Source organism: Nocardia sp. NPDC050710 (assembly GCF_040654375.1).
Lineage (GTDB): Bacteria > Actinomycetota > Actinomycetes > Mycobacteriales > Mycobacteriaceae > Nocardia.
The window spans coordinates 1-16311 of sequence record NZ_JBFAHV010000032.1 but is presented as its reverse complement, the minus strand read 5'-3'; the positions used below and the strand labels follow the sequence as shown (position 1 = coordinate 16311).

Below are 16311 nucleotides of genomic sequence, written 5' to 3'. Positions count from 1 at the left end.
TCCTCCTCGAGCCGTCCCCGGAAAACGCTTGCGCCGCCCGAGGATCAGGGTCGGGTGGGAGCGGGGTTCGTTTCGGTGGCGGCGGTGCGGACCTCGGCGATGGCGCTGGGATCGGTCGCCGGTTCCGCGGCGCCCGAGGGCTCGACGTCTGTTTCCGCCGGTCGACCGGATTCGGTATCGGAGGCGTCCACATCGGTCCAGCAGGCCGTCGAATCCGGCATGCCGCGCAGCTGAATATGCCCGTAGAGTGTCCATTTCGCGCGCTCATGCGCGGCGGCGGCCTCGATGACCGTGCTGCTCACCAGGATTCGCCGCGGCGCCTCCTTGGCCTCGGTGGTGAGCCGGGCCGCCTCGTTGACGGCGTCACCGAGCACGGTGAACTCCAGGCGGGTATCGGAGCCGACATCGCCCGCGAAGACCTGACCCCGCGCGACGCCGATGCCGATGTCGAGTTCACCGCTGGCGATCACCTCGTCGCGAATGCGCCTGGCGGCGCGCAAGGCGGGGGTCGCGTTGTCCCGCAAGGCGATCGGCGCGCCGAAGATGCACAGCGCGGCATCACCCTCGAACTTGTTGACCAGACCGTTGTTCTCCTCGGTCGCCGCGACCACGATGGCAAGCAGCCGGTTGAGCTTGGCGACGAACTCCTGCGGCGCCAACCCGGTGGACAGCGCCACCGAGCCCGTGACATCCACGAACAGCGCGGAGACCACCCGCACGTCGCCGGTGAGGTCGACCCCGCCCGCCAGCGCGCGTTCGGCCACCTCGGCGCCGACGTGGCGGCCGAAGACGTCGCGCATCCGTTCCCGCTCCCGCAGGTTCGCCGCCAGCTCGTTGACCGAATGTTCCAGCCGCCCGATTTCGCTCGTACTGCCGACCGGCACCCGGACATCGAGCTCACCCAGCTTGATCCGATCCAGAGCCAGGCGCAGCGTGCGCATCGGCGAGGCCACCGCCCTGGCGAGGAACGCGGTGGCCAGCGCGCCGACGCCGAGGCCGACCCCGGCCAGATAGATGGCGGCGCGGATCCGGTCCGGCGCGGCGGAGATCGGGTCGGCGAGCACCACGATCAGCATGAGCAGCGGCATCGCACCCGCGACCGCCCAGGTCACCACCACCCGTACCAGCACCGAAGAACTCCAGTGCATGGTGGCGCCGAGCACCCCGGACACCACAGGAACGGTGGGCCGGATCAGCCGGTCGACGATGAGGAAGGTCACCGCCGCCGATTGGAGGGCGCCGAGGATGAACAGGGAGGCCGTTACGCCCTTGTCGTTGTGTTCGGTCAGGTGCGGGAATATCGAGGCGGCGATGATGACGCCCGGGATCCACAGTGCGAGGGCGCGGGTGGTGATGGCGATGGGTAGTCGCAGCAGGCGGCGTGCCTCGTCCGGGGTGGGTTTGCGCCCGTCGTCGAGCCAGCCGAAGTCAACCGTCCGGTCCCGGATCGCGAGCCAGACGCCGATCAGGAAGCCGACCGCCGGGTAGATCCCGGCCAGCGCGAGGGTGCGCACCCAGTCCTCGCCGAGCCGACCGAGGAATCCGCTCAGCCACAGCTCGGTGACGATGACGGCGAGGCCGCTCAGATTGGCGGTGATCACCACCGCGGCCAGACCCCAGCGGGCCTTCAGCGCCCAGACGACCAGCTTGGCGATCACCGCACACCCACGGGGGATCGGGATGGTAGCGACCGGTTCCGGACGCCGGACAGCGTCGTCGCGCTTGCCCTGACCGGCAACGCGCTGCCGCGGAAGACGAGGAACACGAACGAGCAGCATAGGGCGAATACGGCCGCCACAGACAGTTTCCCCGTGATCTCCTCGACCATGCCGGAGGATTTCGCGGTCCCGTCGCCGACCGGTCTCCGCGTCGTGACCTCGATTGTCCGCTGTGCCATCGTCCGTGCCGCCCCATATCGTTCGAATCTCGTGTGCCGACTGTATTGCCGGAAGCGCGAGCGTGGGACGGCACGAACGCTCTCAGCAGGTCAGCGCAGTACCACCAGCCAGATCGCGACGTAGTGGGACAGTGCCGCGAGCACCGTCGCGGCATGGAAGAACTCGTGGTGGCCGAAGATCTCGGGCCACGGGTTCGGCCACTTGGTGGCGTAGAGCACAGCGCCACCGCTGTAGATCAGCCCGCCGATCAGCAGCAGAATCAGCGGCGCGATGCCGACCTGGTTGTTGAGCTGACCTGCCACCGGCACGATCGCCCAGCCGAGCAGCAGATAGAGCGGCACCCCGACCCAGCGCGGCGCGGTCGGCCAGAGCAATTTCAGCGCCACACCCGCGAGTGCGCCCGCCCACACCACCGTCATCAGCGTCTGCCCGGTGCGTCCGGGTAGTCCGAGCAGTGCGAACGGGGTGTAGCTGCCCGCGATGAACAGGAAGATCATCGAATGGTCGGCGCGCTTCATCCGGATCCGGGTGCGCGGGGTCTGCCAAGTCACCCGGTGGTAGACCGCGCTGATCCCGAACAGCCCGCAGACGGTGAGCCCGTAGACCAGCGTGGACCAGCCCGCCGTGGCCGAGACGGTGGTGGCCGTCGTGAGGAGCGCGATACCCGCGACGGCCGCGATGCCGACGGCCCAGGTGTGGATCCAGCCCCGCATTCGCGGTTTGACCAGTACGGCGACCAGTTGTTCGCCCGGGGAGGCATCGACCAGTGCCGCGTCGACGGCGCCGGTTGATTCGGACACGAGCTACCTCCTGGTTGACCGACGAGTAACCTACGGTACCGTAGGTTGCGGACTCTCCGCCACTGTACCCGGAAACGCGGTCGATGCCGGGATCGTGCCCGTGGGGCGTACTGTTGGACGCCGTGGAGCTTCCGAGTCAGGTGCGTGGTCTGCCTTACCGCATCTACGAGGCCCGGCTGTCCAAGCAGCTGGCCGGCAAACAACACCCCCGGCACGTAGCGGTGATGTGCGATGGCAATCGCCGCTGGGCTCGGGAGAACGGTTTCACCGATGTGAGTCACGGCCATCGGGTGGGCGCGTTGAAGATCGCCGAGCTGGTCGGCTGGTGCGCCGACGAGGGCATCGAAATGGTCACCGTCTACCTCCTCTCGACCGAGAACCTGCAACGGGATCCCGAGGAACTGGAAACCCTGTTCGAGGTCATCACCGATGTGGTCGAGGAGCTGTCCGCGCCGGAGCAGAACTGGAGCGTGCGGATCGTCGGCACGCTGGACGGTTTCCCGGAGTTGATCGCCAAACGACTGCGCACCGCGGCCGAGCGCACCGACGGGCGCGACGGGGTGCATGTGAATGTGGCCGTCGGGTACGGGGGCAGGCAGGAGATCGCCGACGCGGTGCGCAAGCTGGTCCGCCAGGAAATGGCCGCTGGGGAGACCGGCGAGGATCTGGTCCAGTCGATCACCGTCAACGCCATCGGCCAGCACCTCTACACCTCCGGTCAGCCGGATCCGGACCTCGTCATCCGCACCTCCGGTGAGCAGCGGCTTTCCGGCTTCCTATTGTGGCAGAGCGCATACTCGGAGATATGGTTCACCGAGGCGTACTGGCCGGAGTTCCGTCGGGTGGATTTCCTGCGCGCGCTGCGCGATTATGCCGCGCGACATCGTCGTTTCGGGTTCTGACGCAAGGAAATTCGCGTACCGTCCGGTCTTGTGGACGAGACAGCGCGGTCGGCGGCACAGCCCGGCTCGGCTCCGGACGGTAGCCCGCCGGTGTCCTATATCAGCTATGAGGAATTCGGCAGGCGTTTCCTGGAATACGCGGCCTCCGAGGCGCGCATCTCCGGTGCTTTCACCCAATTGACCGGCGCCGCCTTCGATTTCGGCCCGATCGGGGTCGGCCCGGCTCGCTTGGCCAAGGTCACGGCCCGGGTCCAGCTCGGCGAGCCCCGGCTGCACCGCTACCTCGACGACGTCATCTCCTTCGAACTCGTCATCCCGCTCGACCTGGATATGCTCATCGACCTCGCGGTGGACCGCCACCGCTTCGATGTCGACGGCACCATCCACCTGCACCTCACGGTCCGCACCGCCGAACCCCTTCGCGTCCTCATCGATATCGCCGAACCTCGCTCCGGCAACGTCCGCATCAATGTCGCCACCGCCACCAAACGCGGTCAGCTCCTGCGCATCCTGGCCAGCGTCGACCACGAAATCCGCCGCTTCGTCGCCCGCTACATCGCCACCGAAATCCGGAAGCCCCATATCGCCGCAGCCCGAGACATCGACGTCGCCACCCGATTGGACGCGGCGTGGACGCTGTAGCCGTTTACAGCTTGCGCAGGCGCAGTCGGTTGATGGTGTGGTCGGCGTCCTTGCGCAGTACGAGGGTGGCGCGGGGACGGGTGGGGAGGATGTTCTCGACCAGGTTGGGGCGGTTGGTGGAGTTCCAGATTTCCTGGGCCGCCGCGGTGGCCTGTTCGTCGGTGAAGCCCGAGTAGTGGTGGAAATGGGCGTTCGGGTCGGCGAAGGCCGTCTCGCGCAGTGTGAGAAACCTTTGCACGTACCACTTTTCGATATCCTCGATGCGGGCGTCGACATAGATGGAGAAGTCGAACAGATCCGAGACCATCAGGCGCGGGCCGGTCTGCAACACATTGAGGCCCTCGACGATGAGGATGTCGGGCTGGCGTACGCAGTGCACCTTGTCCGGCACGATGTCATAGGAGATGTGCGAATACACCGGCGCGCATACTTCGGCGGCGCCGGATTTCACCTCGGTGACAAAGCGTAGGAGTTTACGGCGGTCATAGCTTTCCGGGAAGCCCTTGCGGTGCATCAGGCCGCGCCGGGTCAGTTCCGCGGTGGGATAAAGAAATCCGTCCGTTGTGACCAAATCCACACGCGGATGGTGATCCCACCGGGCCAGCAATGCCTGTAGCACGCGCGCGGTGGTGGACTTTCCGACCGCGACGCTGCCCGCGACGCCGATCACGAACGGCACCTGCTGATCCGGATGCTTTTCCCCGAGGAAGGTCGCGGTCGCCGCGAACAGTCGCTGGCGCGCGGCCACCTGCAGGTGGATCAGTCGAGCGAGCGGGAGGTAGACCTCGGCGACCTCTTCGAGGTCGATCTGTTCGCCGAGACCGCGCAGGCCGATCAGTTCTTCCTCGGTGAGCACCAGCGGAGTCGATTTGCGCAGCGTTCGCCACTGCTTCCGATCGAATTCCACATAGGGGCTCGGCTCGCTCATTCGTGCCACTTACCCGACGCTCCATTTCGGCAAACACGCACAGATGCCGTGTGGGCGCTGTGAGATTCGGACTAGCTCTCGCCGCATGGACGGATTGTCCTCTGCGTCAACAATGTGTGAAACGCGGGGTGCCGCTACCGGCTGGTAACCAAGTCGATGCTAAGTGTTATCCCTACTAATGTGGGCGGGCATGGAAGCGCATCCGCTCGTGACCGAGTACCTGCGACTCGGGTTGGCCTTCGATCGGCTAGAGGAAGGTTTCGTCGACGCGTACACCGGTGATCCGGCGCTGCGCCGGGAGGTGGAGAACGCGCCGGCGCCGCAGCCGCGCGAGCTGGCGCGCCGCGCGGCCGAGTTGCGTGCGGAACTGCCCGTTGCCGGACTCGCGCCGGAGCGCACCGAATTCCTCGCTGTGCACCTGCGTGCCCTGGAGTGCTCGGGCCGCAAGTTCGCGGGCGAGCGGATCGGCTTCGTCGACGAGGTGCGTGCCTATTTCGATGTGGAGATCGCCCCCGGTGCTGTCGAGGACTATCTCGACGCGCACCGGCAGATGGACGAGGTGCTGGCAGGCGACGGTCCGCTGGCGGAGCGCGTGGACGCGTATCGCAAGGTCGACGAGATCCCGCCGGAGCGGCTGCAGGCCTGCGTCGAGGCGTTCTCCGGCGCATTGCGTGAGCTGGTGCGGGAGCGTTACCCGCTGCCCGACCACGAACACGTCACCTACGAGGTGGTCGGCGATAAGCCGTGGTCCGGATTCAACTACTACCTGGGCAACTACCACTCGCGGGTCGCGATCAACTCCGATCTCAAGCAGCACATGGCACAGCTGCCGCACCTGATCGCGCACGAGTCCTATCCGGGCCACCACACCGAGCACTGCCGCAAGGAGGCCGGATTGGTGGCCGCCGGACAGACCGAGCAGACGCTGTTCCTGGTGAACACCCCGCAGTGCCTGATGGCCGAGGGCCTCGCGGATCTGGCGTTGCGTTCGATCGTCGGGCCGGGCTGGGGCAAGTGGGCCCAGGAGATCTACGCCGATCTGGGCCTGCGTTTCGACGGCGACCGCGCGGAGCGGCTGGCCACCGCATCGGCCAAACTGCTCGGTGTGCGGCAGGACGCCGCACTGCTACTGCACGATCGGCGTCGCGACGAGACCGAGGTGGCGGAGTTCCTGCAGCGCTGGAATCTGGTGCCGCCGGACCGCGCCCGTCAGTCGCTGCGCTTCCTGTCCTCCCCGCTGTGGCGCGCTTATATCTCCACCTATGTGGAGGGCTACCGCCTGCTGGGTGGCTGGCTGGATCGTGCCGCGGACGCCGATGACCGTTCCGACCGCTTTCGCCGTTTGCTCGACGAACCGCTGACGCCCGGCGCCGTGCGCACCATGTGACAAAACCGGCCCCGTCGCGGATGCGACGGGGCCGGTTTCGGAAGTCCGCGGGCTCACCAGTTCCCGCAGGAAGCGCCTCCCGAGGAGATCGAGCACGAGGACTGCAGCAGCGCCTTCAGCAGTGCTTCGATCGGCGAGGCAGCAATGAAATTGAGCAGCATATCGATTCCCTTTTGACGTCAAGGTGGACCAGTGCCGTCCATCTGACCGGTCATCCTTTCATACCTCGAGGAGTGCCCGGCAACGGACGTCGAAATCGGCTGGGCTACTGAATAACTACGCATCCGCCGCCCGCGGAGATGCTGCACAGCAGCTGCGACAGGGTGCGCAGTAGCGCTTCGATCGGATTGCTGGGGACGGAGACCAGGTTCAGCATGTCTTCCCTCATTCGGTGAAGTGGACGAACTCATCCGTGACACCGGTCGAGGTGGGTGCCCTGTTACGTCGTGTCATGCCCCGAAAACCGGGGGCTTCGGCGTTCCGGCCGGTCAGGAGGGTGTGAAGGTAATACGGACCGAGATCGGATCCGTTTCCAATGCCTTGATCGTCCATGCCGTCGCCGCGGTGGCGAGTGCGCCCGCGGTGAAGGAGCGGGCGCGGGCGACCACATCGTCATCGGGGACGAAGGCGGCGGTTCCGGTGTACCACCGCGTGCCCCGGCGTAGCCGGACCCGCGGGTCGGCGGCGATATTGCGGGCCCAGCCCGCGCGCTGACCGTGCTGGCAGATGACCCAGGCGCCCGCGTCGTCGATCGAGGCGGTCACCGGGACGCGACGCGGCAGTCCGGTCTTCGCCCCGGTGGTCTCGAGTTCGGAGATCAATGCCGAGCGGATGCCGAGCCGGTCCAGTAGCCCCACCGTCGGGTTGGCCAGGTAGCGGCCGATGAAGCGTTCGCGCTTGAATTTGCGCAGGGTGGCGGTGTCGCTCATATTTCTCCCTTCCTCACCGGAAGATCGCGCAGGTGGTGGTGCCGTGTGCGACGAGGCGACCGCGTTCGTCGACGACGCGGCCCTCGGCGGTGGCGGTGGTGCGGCCGATGTGGATGGTGGTGCCGGTGGCGGTGAGCCGGGTGCCGTCGGTGGGCACGGCACGGATGTAGTTCACCTTCAGTTCCAGCGTGGAGTAGCCGACGCCCGCCTCCAGCGCGGTGTGCACCGAGCAGCCCATCACCGAATCGAGCAGGGTCGCGCAGATGCCGCCGTGCGTGGTCCCGAGCGGGTTGGCGAAGTCCTGGCGGGTCCGCACCGCGAAAGTCACCCGGCCGTATTCGATTTCATCGACCTCCATACCGAGCAGGTCGCCGATGAAGCGCGGTCGCTCCGTCGTAGTCATCGCCGTGCGCAGCAGTTCGAGTCCGGAGAGTTTCGTGATGTCGATGTCGGCGGTGGTCATAGAACCCGTCCTTTCGATGAACCGATCGGTCCACATCTGTCATAATTGGAGCATGGACCGATCGGTTCACGCAACCGATGCGTCCGGTCTCCCGGCCGCCGGATACCGGGCGAAGGTGCGCGTATCCGGTGTATACCGACAGGATGCGGACCGTTTTGGAGGAGATATGACGGCTGGGCCGCGCGACCGTCTCATCGAGGGCGCGATCGAACTGGTGCGGGAACAGGGGGTGCACGGCGCCGGGCTCGCGGCATTGCTCGACCGCAGCAAGGCCTCCCGCAATTCGCTGTACCAGCACTTCCCGTCGGGGAAGGGGGAGTTGGTCGAGGCCGCGACAAAGGTGGCGGGGGACCGGATGGCGACGATCATCGACAGGTTCACCGAATCCGGTGGGCCGCAACAATGGCTCACGGCGCTGACCGGATGGTGGAAGAAGGCCCTGGAGACCAGCGCCTATTCCGCGGGCTGCCCGGTCCTCGGGGCCGCGCTCGCCCAATCCGAGCCCGGGGTGCAGGCCGCGGCCGGAGAAGTCTTCGCCGACTGGACCGGTCGGCTCGCGGTCGCACTGTCCGGCGCGGGCGTGCCGGCAGACCGGGCCCGTTCGGTCGCCGGTTTCATGATCAGCGCACTGGAGGGCGCCATTGTCCAGTCGCGCGCAATGAAATCCACCCAGCCGCTGGACGATGTGCTGGCCAACCTCGCGCCCCTGCTGGATTCACCGCAAGGAACCACCCGGGTGCCGGGTTCGTGACCCCCGGTCGTCGTCCTGCGGGACCCGCGGACACCGGGTAACCTGGGCGGCCGGAAGGCCGTGCCCAACCCCCTGCCGATCAACGCATCGGCGGCCAATAGACTGGGGCGGTGACGCAGACGACCGCCTCTGTCAATACCCAGTCCCTCGGTGAGCTCGATCCCGAGCTCGCTGCCGCGATGGCAGGCGAGCTCGCCCGCGAGCGCGACACCCTCGAGATGATCGCCTCGGAGAACTTCGTGCCGCGAGCGGTGTTGCAGGCGCAGGGCAGCGTTTTGACCAATAAGTACGCCGAGGGCTACCCGGGCCGTCGCTACTACGGCGGTTGCGAGCACGTCGACGTCGTCGAGACCCTCGCGCGCAATCGCGCCAAGGAGCTCTTCGGCGCCGAATTCGCCAATGTGCAGCCGCATTCCGGCGCACAGGCCAATGCCGCGGTGCTGATGGCGCTGATGAACCCGGGCGAGAAACTGCTCGGCCTCGACCTCGCACACGGCGGTCACCTGACCCACGGCATGCGCCTGAACTTCTCCGGCAAGCTCTACGAGGTGCACTCGTACGGGGTGAGCAAGGAGGACCACCGCGTCGATATGGACGAGGTGCGTAAGATCGCCCGCGAGGCGCGGCCGAAGGTGATCGTGGCGGGCTGGTCGGCCTACCCGCGCCATCAGGACTTCGCCGCCTTCCGCGAAATCGCCGATGAGGTCGGCGCCTACCTGTGGGTGGATATGGCGCACTTCGCCGGTCTGGTCGCCGCGGGTCTGCACCCCTCGCCGGTGCCCTACGCCGATGTCGTCTCCTCGACCGTGCACAAGACCCTGGGTGGTCCGCGTTCCGGCCTGATCCTGGCCAAGCAGGAGTTCGCCAAGAAGCTGAACAGCTCGGTCTTCCCGGGCCAGCAGGGTGGTCCGCTCATGCACGCGATCGCCGCCAAGGCCGTCGCGTTCAAGATCGCGGCGGGCGCCGAGTTCCAGGACCGCCAGGAGCGCACCCTGTCGGGCGCCAAGATCCTCGCCGAGCGCCTCACCGCGGCCGACGTCGAGGGCAAGGGCATCAGCGTGCTCACCGGTGGCACCGATGTGCACCTGGTGCTTGTCGATCTGCGCAACTCCCAGCTGGACGGCCAGCAGGGTGAGGATCTGCTGCACGAAATCGGAATCACGGTGAACCGCAACGCCGTTCCGTTCGACCCGCGCCCGCCGATGGTCACCTCCGGCCTGCGCATCGGCACCGCCGCCCTGGCCACCCGCGGCTTCGGCGACACCGAGTTCACCGAGGTCGCCGATATCATCGGCACCGCGCTGGCCGGTGGCTCCGATGTGGAGACCCTGCGCGGGCGGGTTTCCAAGCTGGCCCAGTCGGTTCCGCTGTACCAGGGGCTGGAGGATTGGCGCCTGCTCGGCTGAGCGAAGTTTCAGTGGAACGCCCGCGCGGATATCCGCGCGGGCGTTTCGTCATTTCCGGGACGCGAAACGCCTACCGGCCGCGTCACCGAACATCCGCTTCCACGTGGCGAAGTCGGCAATCTGGTGGCCGATCAGTACGCAGCGCCCACCCCGGTCGGTCATCGGGTGAGCCGCTCGGCGAGGAAGGCCAGGATCTCGTCGCGGGCGGCGATCGTCGGCTCACCGGCGGCATCGATGAGATGGGCCGTCACCACACTGTGGGGGCTGGCCACCACCTCCGCGAAGAACGGCGACGGGTCGGGGTTGGCCGCACAGTCCGGAAGCACTCGCGCGGCGAATCGGTCGCCGAGCGCCGCGGCGTACGCGGCGAACCGCTCGGCCCGACACCACTTGTCGCCATCGAAGCGGTATGCCATCACGGCCAGGTCCTCGCGGTCGAGGCGCTCGCGTACCGCGCTGAGGTCGTCCGGTGCGATCTCCAGTCCTGCGGGGTCGTCGAGCGGTAACGACGGCTGGCAGACAACGGGTGCGAGTACCGACGATTCGAGGGCCATGGTGAGAGCGAAGTTGCCCGAGAAGCACATTCCGACCGCGCCGACGCCGGGTCCACCACACTCCTCGTGCGCGGATCGCGCGAGCGCCCGCAGCCACCGGGTCACGGGACTGGTGCGGTTCGCCCCGAAAGCCCGGAACTCGGCGCTGACGCACGCCCGCTTCATGACGGCGGTGCCCTCCTCGACGGTGGGCATCGCACCGTCGCGTCCGAACAGCGACGGCAGGTACACGGTGAAACCCGCCTCGCGTACCCATCGCGCGAAACGTGCGACGTGGGGGCTGATTCCGGGCATCTCCGGCATCACGACGACGGCCGGACCCGCGCCGGACACCAGGACGACTTTCGTGGCCGACTCGAGGGTGACACTGCGGCGTTCGAAATCCTCGAGTGGATCGTCCTCGCTCATCTCGCGGGCTGACATCGGCGACGCTCCTGACATCGGATCGGTGTGCTCGGTGCGAGCAGGTCGATCATCTCCATGGCAGCGTGTGACGGCGAGGGGCGAGATCGCCATGTTTCGGGGCGATTCCGCCACCTATCGGGCGGGTCTCCGGGTACCGAACTGCCTGCGGTAATCGGCAGTGCCGAGGCCCACCCGTTCGGTGAACAGTCGCCGCAAGGTGCCCGGATCCTGGTAGCCGACCCGGTGGGCGATCTTCCCGACCGTCAGGTCGGTCTCGGTGAGGAGGCGCTTGGCGGCGCCGATCCGGGCCTCCTGAAGGTAGGCCAGCGGCGACCGCTCGGCTTCGTCGGCATAGCGGCGCAACAATGTCCGGGTGCTGACGTGAAAAGCGTCCGCCAGCCGGGACAGGCTGTAGGGCTCGGCGAGGTGATCGACGAGCCAGCGCTGGATTGCGGTCGCGAACGGCCCGGTCGAGGCCGCCACCATGGACTCGACGACGTACGGCGTCTGGCTGGTGCGGTTCTCCGACACCAGGGTGATGCGCGCGGTGGCCCGAGCGACACTCACGCCGAGGTGGTCCCGGACGATGGCGGTCGCAAGGTCGAGCGACGCGCTGAACGCGGCGGTGGTGGTGACCTGGCCGTCGCCGACGACCAGCGACTCCGCACACACCGTCGACCGCGGATACCGTCGGGCCAGTTGCGACGCGAACAGCCATGAGGTCGTGGACCGTCGTTCGTCCAGCAGGCCGGCCTCTCCCAGCAGGAAAGCGCCCACACACACCGAGGCGATCCGGGTGCGACGTCGCCCCGCGGCCCGGAGGAACTCGATCTCGCGGCTGCGGCCGTCGAGACGGATATCCAGGTCCTCGGTGGGGGACACGTCGAACCCCGGCACCACGAGCTGATCGAATCGGTGGTGCCACCGCTGTGCGCCGATGGTGAGCCCGCCCGCGGTGGCCACCGGCCCGTCCTGTGCGGCGACCACCGACGTCCGGAACAGTTCGGCGCCGGTGCTGCCGTTGTGCCGGGCGACCTGGTTGGCGATGCGGAGGATATCGGAGACGGCGAACACCTCGGTCGCGAAACAGTCTTCGTACGCCAGGATTCCGATCCGCATGACTCTCACGGTATGCGCGTCAGCGCCTGCGAATGCGACCGGCCACCCGCAGCGCCGGAGCTGCGGAATACGTCGCTTCGCTCGGTATACACCCCTGGTCGGTGTCGGTGTCGGTGTGACGGAAGCGGATGGTGGATTACACGGTGGACAGGTCGATGCCCTTGGCGGACGCCAGCTGCATGAGCTTGTCCGCCTCGTCGATGGCGACCGCGACATAGGTGCGCAAACCGTTGTCGTCGCGGCGTAGTAGGTATTCGTAATCGCCATCGGTGAGCAGTACGTCCTGGGCGTCGTAGAAGTGCCAGCGCACCCGGATACGGACGATACGGGCGGTGAGATCGATGTGCTCGAGCAGTGTATGACCGACGTTCGCGAGCCCGAGGCGCTGGTAGAAGGGGTAGGACTGCGCCAGACCCCGCGCCATCTCGGCCGTCGTGGACAGGGAGCCGACGAAGCCGTCGCTGAGGATGGTGCCCGGCATACCCCACTGGGCCGCGGACCACTCCGCGTCGAAGGAGCTCAACGCGTTCTGATACTCGTGGAGAAACGCCTCGATTTCATCCCGGGTTGTCATGGGACCAATTTAGGAAACTTCCAGCGCTATCGCGCTCTATTCGCCGGGCAGGTCGCGCGGAAGTTAGTCCATTCTGGCTTTCGCGCGAATGATCGCCTCGTCCAGATATCGGGTGATATCCGCGCTGGTCGCGGGGCGGATCATCAGGGCGCGGTTGGCGGGTATCTCGCAGTAGCGTCCGTCCTCGGTGTCGATCCAGCGCAGCCGTCCGGTGCGGACCACCGCTCCATTGCGCGGGCCGAGCAGCACCGTGACGGTGCCGCGGGTGGTGGACGGCTGACGCCAGAAGCGGCGGTACCGATCCTGGATCGCGCGGGCCGGATCGTTGCCGAAGGGATCGGGGCGTTCCGCGCCGAGATCGTCGAGCAGATAACTCTTTTCGGCGACGGTGCCGGGCGCCGGATCGGGCAGCAGCCGGATCAGTTCGGTGGCGAGCTGATCGCTGCGACAGCGCCGCAGCCGTACCTTGCCGCCGTCCGGGGCCGGATTCTGCACGGCGACGACGCCGGTGCCGCCCCGGGTGGCGCCGCCGATGGCGCGTATCTCGGCGCCGCCGCGCCGGTCGTCGATGCCGAATAGTTCGATGCGCCAGTCGGGTTGGGTCAACACCCGCAGCGCCCGCTGGAGCGGCGCGTGGTCGGTGTTGGCGAGTTCGGAACGGAACTGTTCCTGATAGGACTGGTATTCGTGCAGCCCGGGGAAACGGCTGGTGAACCGGAACGGGAAGGGCAGGCGGTCGAGCCCGGTGCCGAACCAGGCCGCCGCGAACTGTTCGGCGGACAGTGTCCACTGCGCCATCATTCGGCCCCGATCACCGGCGGAACCGTCGGCTTCACTTCGCCGATGAGTTCCGTCGCATGCTCCTCGGTACGCAGATACCTCGGCGACTTGTGTTCGCCGTCCTCCTCGTCGCGGGCGCGGGCGCCCGGCGGCATCATGCCCGCGTAGCCGGGCGCGCCGGGGATACCGGGCCGGCCGGGTGTGGCGGCCGGTGCCGCGGGCGCGCTCTGCGCCGCGGGTTGAGCGGGCACCGAGGCGCCGGGGCGCGGCTGGCTCGACTGGTTCGGCGTCGCGCCGGGATTGATCGACGCGGGTGTGTCCGGCCGGGACGGAATCCCGTTGACGGAGGAGGGTGTGACGGCGGTCGGCGTGGTCTGCGGGGTGGCGATCGTCGACGGCGAATAGGTGCCGGGGGTGTGTGTCACGGTGCTCGGTGTCGTCGTCGCGCCGTTCCCGGATGTCGGCGAAACAGACTGTGGCGTCACCGGTTCCGGCTTGTCCTGCACCCCCGGCTCATCCTGCCCGTCGGGTGCGTCCGGATTTTCCGTGGCATCCCCGCTCCCCGCGTCGCTCGGCGCGGCTTCCTCGCTCGGAATGCCTTTTCCGGGTTCGCCCGCATCGGTCGGTTTGCTCGGCCCGCCCGTATTCGGGTCTGTGCCATCCGATGTCGGCGCGGGTTCGGTGACACCCGGCCGGATGCCCGGACCGGTGCCTACGACATTGTCCACCGGTGATGTCGCCGTCGGATTGATAGGCGCGGGGAGCGTGGGGATTTCCGGTGCCGTCGACCCGTACGGCTGGATGTAATAGGTGACCATATCGTCGCGGGCCTGCTCCTCCTGCGAGTTGCGCTGTTCGGGAGTCGAACCCTGGGAGCCGTCCGGCACCTCGGGAATCGCGGCCTTGAATCGCGCCGCCGCACTCCCGGCCGCCGAGAGCGGACCGGACTGCTGGTTCAGCGAGTCACCGAGTTCACCCACCCGCGTGGCGTATTCGCGGATTCCGAGCACGGCCGCCTCGGCCGCGGCACCCTCCCAGCGCTGATCCACCGCCTTGTGAATGGCCGATTCGAACTGCTGGCCCGCCTTGGTCACCGCCGCCGCGATCGCCGCCCACGCCGCGAACGCCCCGGCCAGCCCGTCGGGATTCATCCGATCGGCGGCCTGTCTGATCTCGGCGTGTGAAAAGTTTTGTGCGTTCTCGGGATTCGTAATCACCCGGCCGTCGGTCGGTCTCATGGCAATTGCCCCTTCCGTCAGTGCCGTCTGACCATATAGACGCACCCGGCCCCGCTCCGGTTCCATCGAAACACAGCCGATCCGCCAGTGCCGGGAAACCGGTTGCCGGATTCGCGCGCACCTAGCTTCTACCCGGTGTCGAATGCCCTCGCTTGCCGCACGGATGCGCCGACGGGCCCTCAGCGAGGGGACGCCACGATGCGCTGTGCGGCCTCGACGGCGGCCTGTCTGAACTGCGCGAGCCGTTTGCTGGACCACGGGTCTGTCGTGTCGTGGGTCCTGATCGCCTCCGAGGCCGTGAACCAGGCGGCCGATAGTCCGAGGAGCAGCGCAAGGAGGTCGGCCGGAGCGAAGGCGGTCTCGACGCGCCCGTCTCGCTGCGCGGCGGTGAGCGCTTTCAGCTTCGCGCCGTAGGACTCGGCCTCGAATGCCGCGACGGCGGTCGGGCGCTCGAGCTGGGCCCAGAGAACGAGGCGGACCACTTCGGGGTGCTCGATGACGTAGTCGAAGAGCCGGCCGACGTAGCCGGGAAGATCGTCAGGATCGAATGGCACCTCCTGCATGAGCGGCCCGCAGCTCGTGTCCAGGACGACGTCGAAGAGTTGTTCCTTGCTTCCGAAGTAGGCGTAGATCAGCTGCTTGTTCGCCCGGGCTGCGGCCGCGATCCGGTCGACTCGTGCCCCGGCGATCCCATGTGCTGCGAACTCCTCGGTCGCGGCGTCCAGGAGCCGTTCCTTGGTCGCCACCGAGTCGCGTGCTGCTGCGGCCATGCCTAAAGCATACAACTAGTTAGTTGACAGAGGCTGCGCGGGGTGCAACGATCTAACCATCTGGTTGGTTACATAAGGAGTATCGCCATGAGCAAACTGTCGGATCTCCGATTCCTCTTTCGAGTGGTGGCCGGCCTCGAGCTGATCTACGCGCTCGTCGCCGTCCTCACCCCACCCGGCCAGGTCGAGAACGTGACCGGCTGGGTGCTGACCGCGGACGGGCAATGGCTGACCAAGCTGCTCGGCCTCGCCCTCTTCACGCAGGCCTGGGTTGCCTGGGTCCTGCGCAACAACCCGCACCTGGGGGTCGCGAAGGGCCTCGCCTTCTACCAGATCGCGAGCGCGACCGCCGACTGGGTCATGTGGCTCTGGCTCGCCGACGACGGGATCTTCTCCAACGGCAGCGCGATCGTCGTCGCCGCGATCACGACCCACTACGCCCTGGGCTTCCTGCTCGTACGAGCGATCCGCAAGGCATCGGCCGCCGCCACACGCACGCCCGCGCCGGCGGCGGGAGTCGCCTGACACGATGGAGCTTCGGACCGAGATCAGCGCCCGCGGAGCGAGTCCGGCGGGCGCTGACCGACAGCGGAACCTCGCGCCGCGGCTCTCGTCGAACCGAGTCGCGTCCACAGCAACGGCAGCTAGCACTTCTCGGCGAAAAGGATTGGGCCATGCGGATATTGAGGACGCCCGACGAGCGGTTCGCAGGGCTACCCGGCTTCCCGTTCGAACCGCATTACGTGGAGGTGGCGGCCGGTGACG

The 16311-nt window shown here is 67.4% G+C and carries 18 protein-coding genes and 1 pseudogene; 7 read left to right on the top strand and 12 right to left on the bottom strand.

Translation table 11 applies throughout. The annotated features are described in order from the left end of the window. Positions 1 to 44: 44 nt before the first annotated feature. Positions 45 to 1658: an adenylate/guanylate cyclase domain-containing protein gene (locus AB0H61_RS35115; protein ID WP_357312161.1), complete on the bottom strand. Its 1614-nt coding sequence runs from the start codon at positions 1656 to 1658 to the stop codon at positions 45 to 47. 329 nt (positions 1659 to 1987) lie between these two features. After that, positions 1988 to 2611: a hemolysin III family protein gene (locus AB0H61_RS35110; RefSeq protein WP_357312293.1), complete on the bottom strand. Its 624-nt coding sequence runs from the start codon at positions 2609 to 2611 to the stop codon at positions 1988 to 1990. 170 nt (positions 2612 to 2781) lie between these two features. Here AB0H61_RS35110 and AB0H61_RS35105 point away from each other — a divergent pair, with 170 nt between their 5' ends. Further along, a complete protein-coding gene (locus AB0H61_RS35105) occupies positions 2782 to 3600 on the top strand; it encodes an isoprenyl transferase (RefSeq protein WP_357312158.1) in 819 nt (272 codons plus the stop codon). A gap of 30 nt (positions 3601 to 3630) precedes the next feature. Then, positions 3631 to 4242, top strand: a complete 612-nt coding sequence (locus AB0H61_RS35100) for a hypothetical protein (RefSeq protein ID WP_357312156.1) — start codon at positions 3631 to 3633, stop codon at positions 4240 to 4242. A gap of 4 nt (positions 4243 to 4246) precedes the next feature. Here the strand turns inward: AB0H61_RS35100 and coaA are convergent, their stop codons facing one another. Next, a complete protein-coding gene (gene coaA, locus AB0H61_RS35095) occupies positions 4247 to 5179 on the bottom strand; it encodes a type I pantothenate kinase (protein WP_357312153.1) in 933 nt (310 codons plus the stop codon). 181 nt (positions 5180 to 5360) lie between these two features. On the opposite strand from coaA, the gene AB0H61_RS35090 reads away from it, so the two are divergent. Continuing rightward, positions 5361 to 6557: a DUF885 domain-containing protein gene (locus tag AB0H61_RS35090; RefSeq protein WP_357312150.1), complete on the top strand. Its 1197-nt coding sequence runs from the start codon at positions 5361 to 5363 to the stop codon at positions 6555 to 6557. 265 nt (positions 6558 to 6822) lie between these two features. Here the strand turns inward: AB0H61_RS35090 and AB0H61_RS35085 are convergent, their stop codons facing one another. From AB0H61_RS35085 to AB0H61_RS35075, 3 genes are all read right to left on the bottom strand, one after another. After that, positions 6823 to 6945, bottom strand: coding sequence for a hypothetical protein (locus AB0H61_RS35085; protein ID WP_357312148.1), 123 nt, complete (start codon positions 6943 to 6945; stop codon positions 6823 to 6825). Positions 6946 to 7045: 100 nt separating this feature from the next. Beyond that, entirely contained in the window at positions 7046 to 7486 is a 441-nt protein-coding gene (locus AB0H61_RS35080) for a nitroreductase family deazaflavin-dependent oxidoreductase (RefSeq protein WP_357312146.1), read from the bottom strand. Positions 7487 to 7499: 13 nt separating this feature from the next. Next, positions 7500 to 7949 carry a PaaI family thioesterase gene (locus AB0H61_RS35075; RefSeq protein WP_357312144.1) on the bottom strand — a complete coding sequence of 150 codons (450 nt, stop codon included), beginning with the start codon at positions 7947 to 7949 and terminating at the stop codon, positions 7500 to 7502. Positions 7950 to 8115: 166 nt separating this feature from the next. On the opposite strand from AB0H61_RS35075, the gene AB0H61_RS35070 reads away from it, so the two are divergent. Continuing rightward, positions 8116 to 8700, top strand: a complete 585-nt coding sequence (locus AB0H61_RS35070) for a TetR/AcrR family transcriptional regulator (protein ID WP_357312141.1) — start codon at positions 8116 to 8118, stop codon at positions 8698 to 8700. Between the two features lie 110 nt (positions 8701 to 8810). Continuing rightward, complete coding sequence (gene glyA / locus AB0H61_RS35065) at positions 8811 to 10106, top strand: serine hydroxymethyltransferase (protein WP_357312139.1); 1296 nt, start codon at positions 8811 to 8813, stop codon at positions 10104 to 10106. A gap of 158 nt (positions 10107 to 10264) precedes the next feature. On the opposite strand, the gene AB0H61_RS35060 is transcribed toward glyA, so the two are convergent. From AB0H61_RS35060 to AB0H61_RS35035, 6 genes are all read right to left on the bottom strand, one after another. Continuing rightward, the gene (locus tag AB0H61_RS35060) at positions 10265 to 11083 is read right to left on the bottom strand and encodes a dienelactone hydrolase family protein (RefSeq protein ID WP_357312137.1); all 819 of its coding nucleotides are present in this window, start codon (positions 11081 to 11083) and stop codon (positions 10265 to 10267) included. A 114-nt stretch (positions 11084 to 11197) separates the two neighbouring features. Then, complete coding sequence (locus tag AB0H61_RS35055; protein WP_357312134.1) at positions 11198 to 12184, bottom strand: helix-turn-helix domain-containing protein; 987 nt, start codon at positions 12182 to 12184, stop codon at positions 11198 to 11200. Positions 12185 to 12320: 136 nt separating this feature from the next. After that, entirely contained in the window at positions 12321 to 12758 is a 438-nt protein-coding gene (locus AB0H61_RS35050; protein WP_357312131.1) for a hypothetical protein, read from the bottom strand. Positions 12759 to 12821: 63 nt separating this feature from the next. Next, positions 12822 to 13559: an ESX secretion-associated protein EspG gene (locus AB0H61_RS35045; protein ID WP_357312129.1), complete on the bottom strand. Its 738-nt coding sequence runs from the start codon at positions 13557 to 13559 to the stop codon at positions 12822 to 12824. After that, positions 13556 to 14776, bottom strand: coding sequence for a hypothetical protein (locus tag AB0H61_RS35040; protein WP_357312127.1), 1221 nt, complete (start codon positions 14774 to 14776; stop codon positions 13556 to 13558). Before AB0H61_RS35040 ends, AB0H61_RS35045 begins: the two co-directional genes overlap by 4 nt. 179 nt (positions 14777 to 14955) lie before the next feature. Then, entirely contained in the window at positions 14956 to 15546 is a 591-nt protein-coding gene (locus AB0H61_RS35035; RefSeq protein WP_357312125.1) for a TetR family transcriptional regulator, read from the bottom strand. An 87-nt stretch (positions 15547 to 15633) separates the two neighbouring features. Here AB0H61_RS35035 and AB0H61_RS35030 point away from each other — a divergent pair, with 87 nt between their 5' ends. Together AB0H61_RS35030 and AB0H61_RS35025 are read left to right on the top strand one after the other, a co-directional pair. Next, complete coding sequence (locus tag AB0H61_RS35030; RefSeq protein ID WP_357312122.1) at positions 15634 to 16071, top strand: hypothetical protein; 438 nt, start codon at positions 15634 to 15636, stop codon at positions 16069 to 16071. Between the two features lie 149 nt (positions 16072 to 16220). After that, positions 16221 to 16311, top strand: a pseudogene (locus AB0H61_RS35025) (haloalkane dehalogenase); the annotation flags it as partial.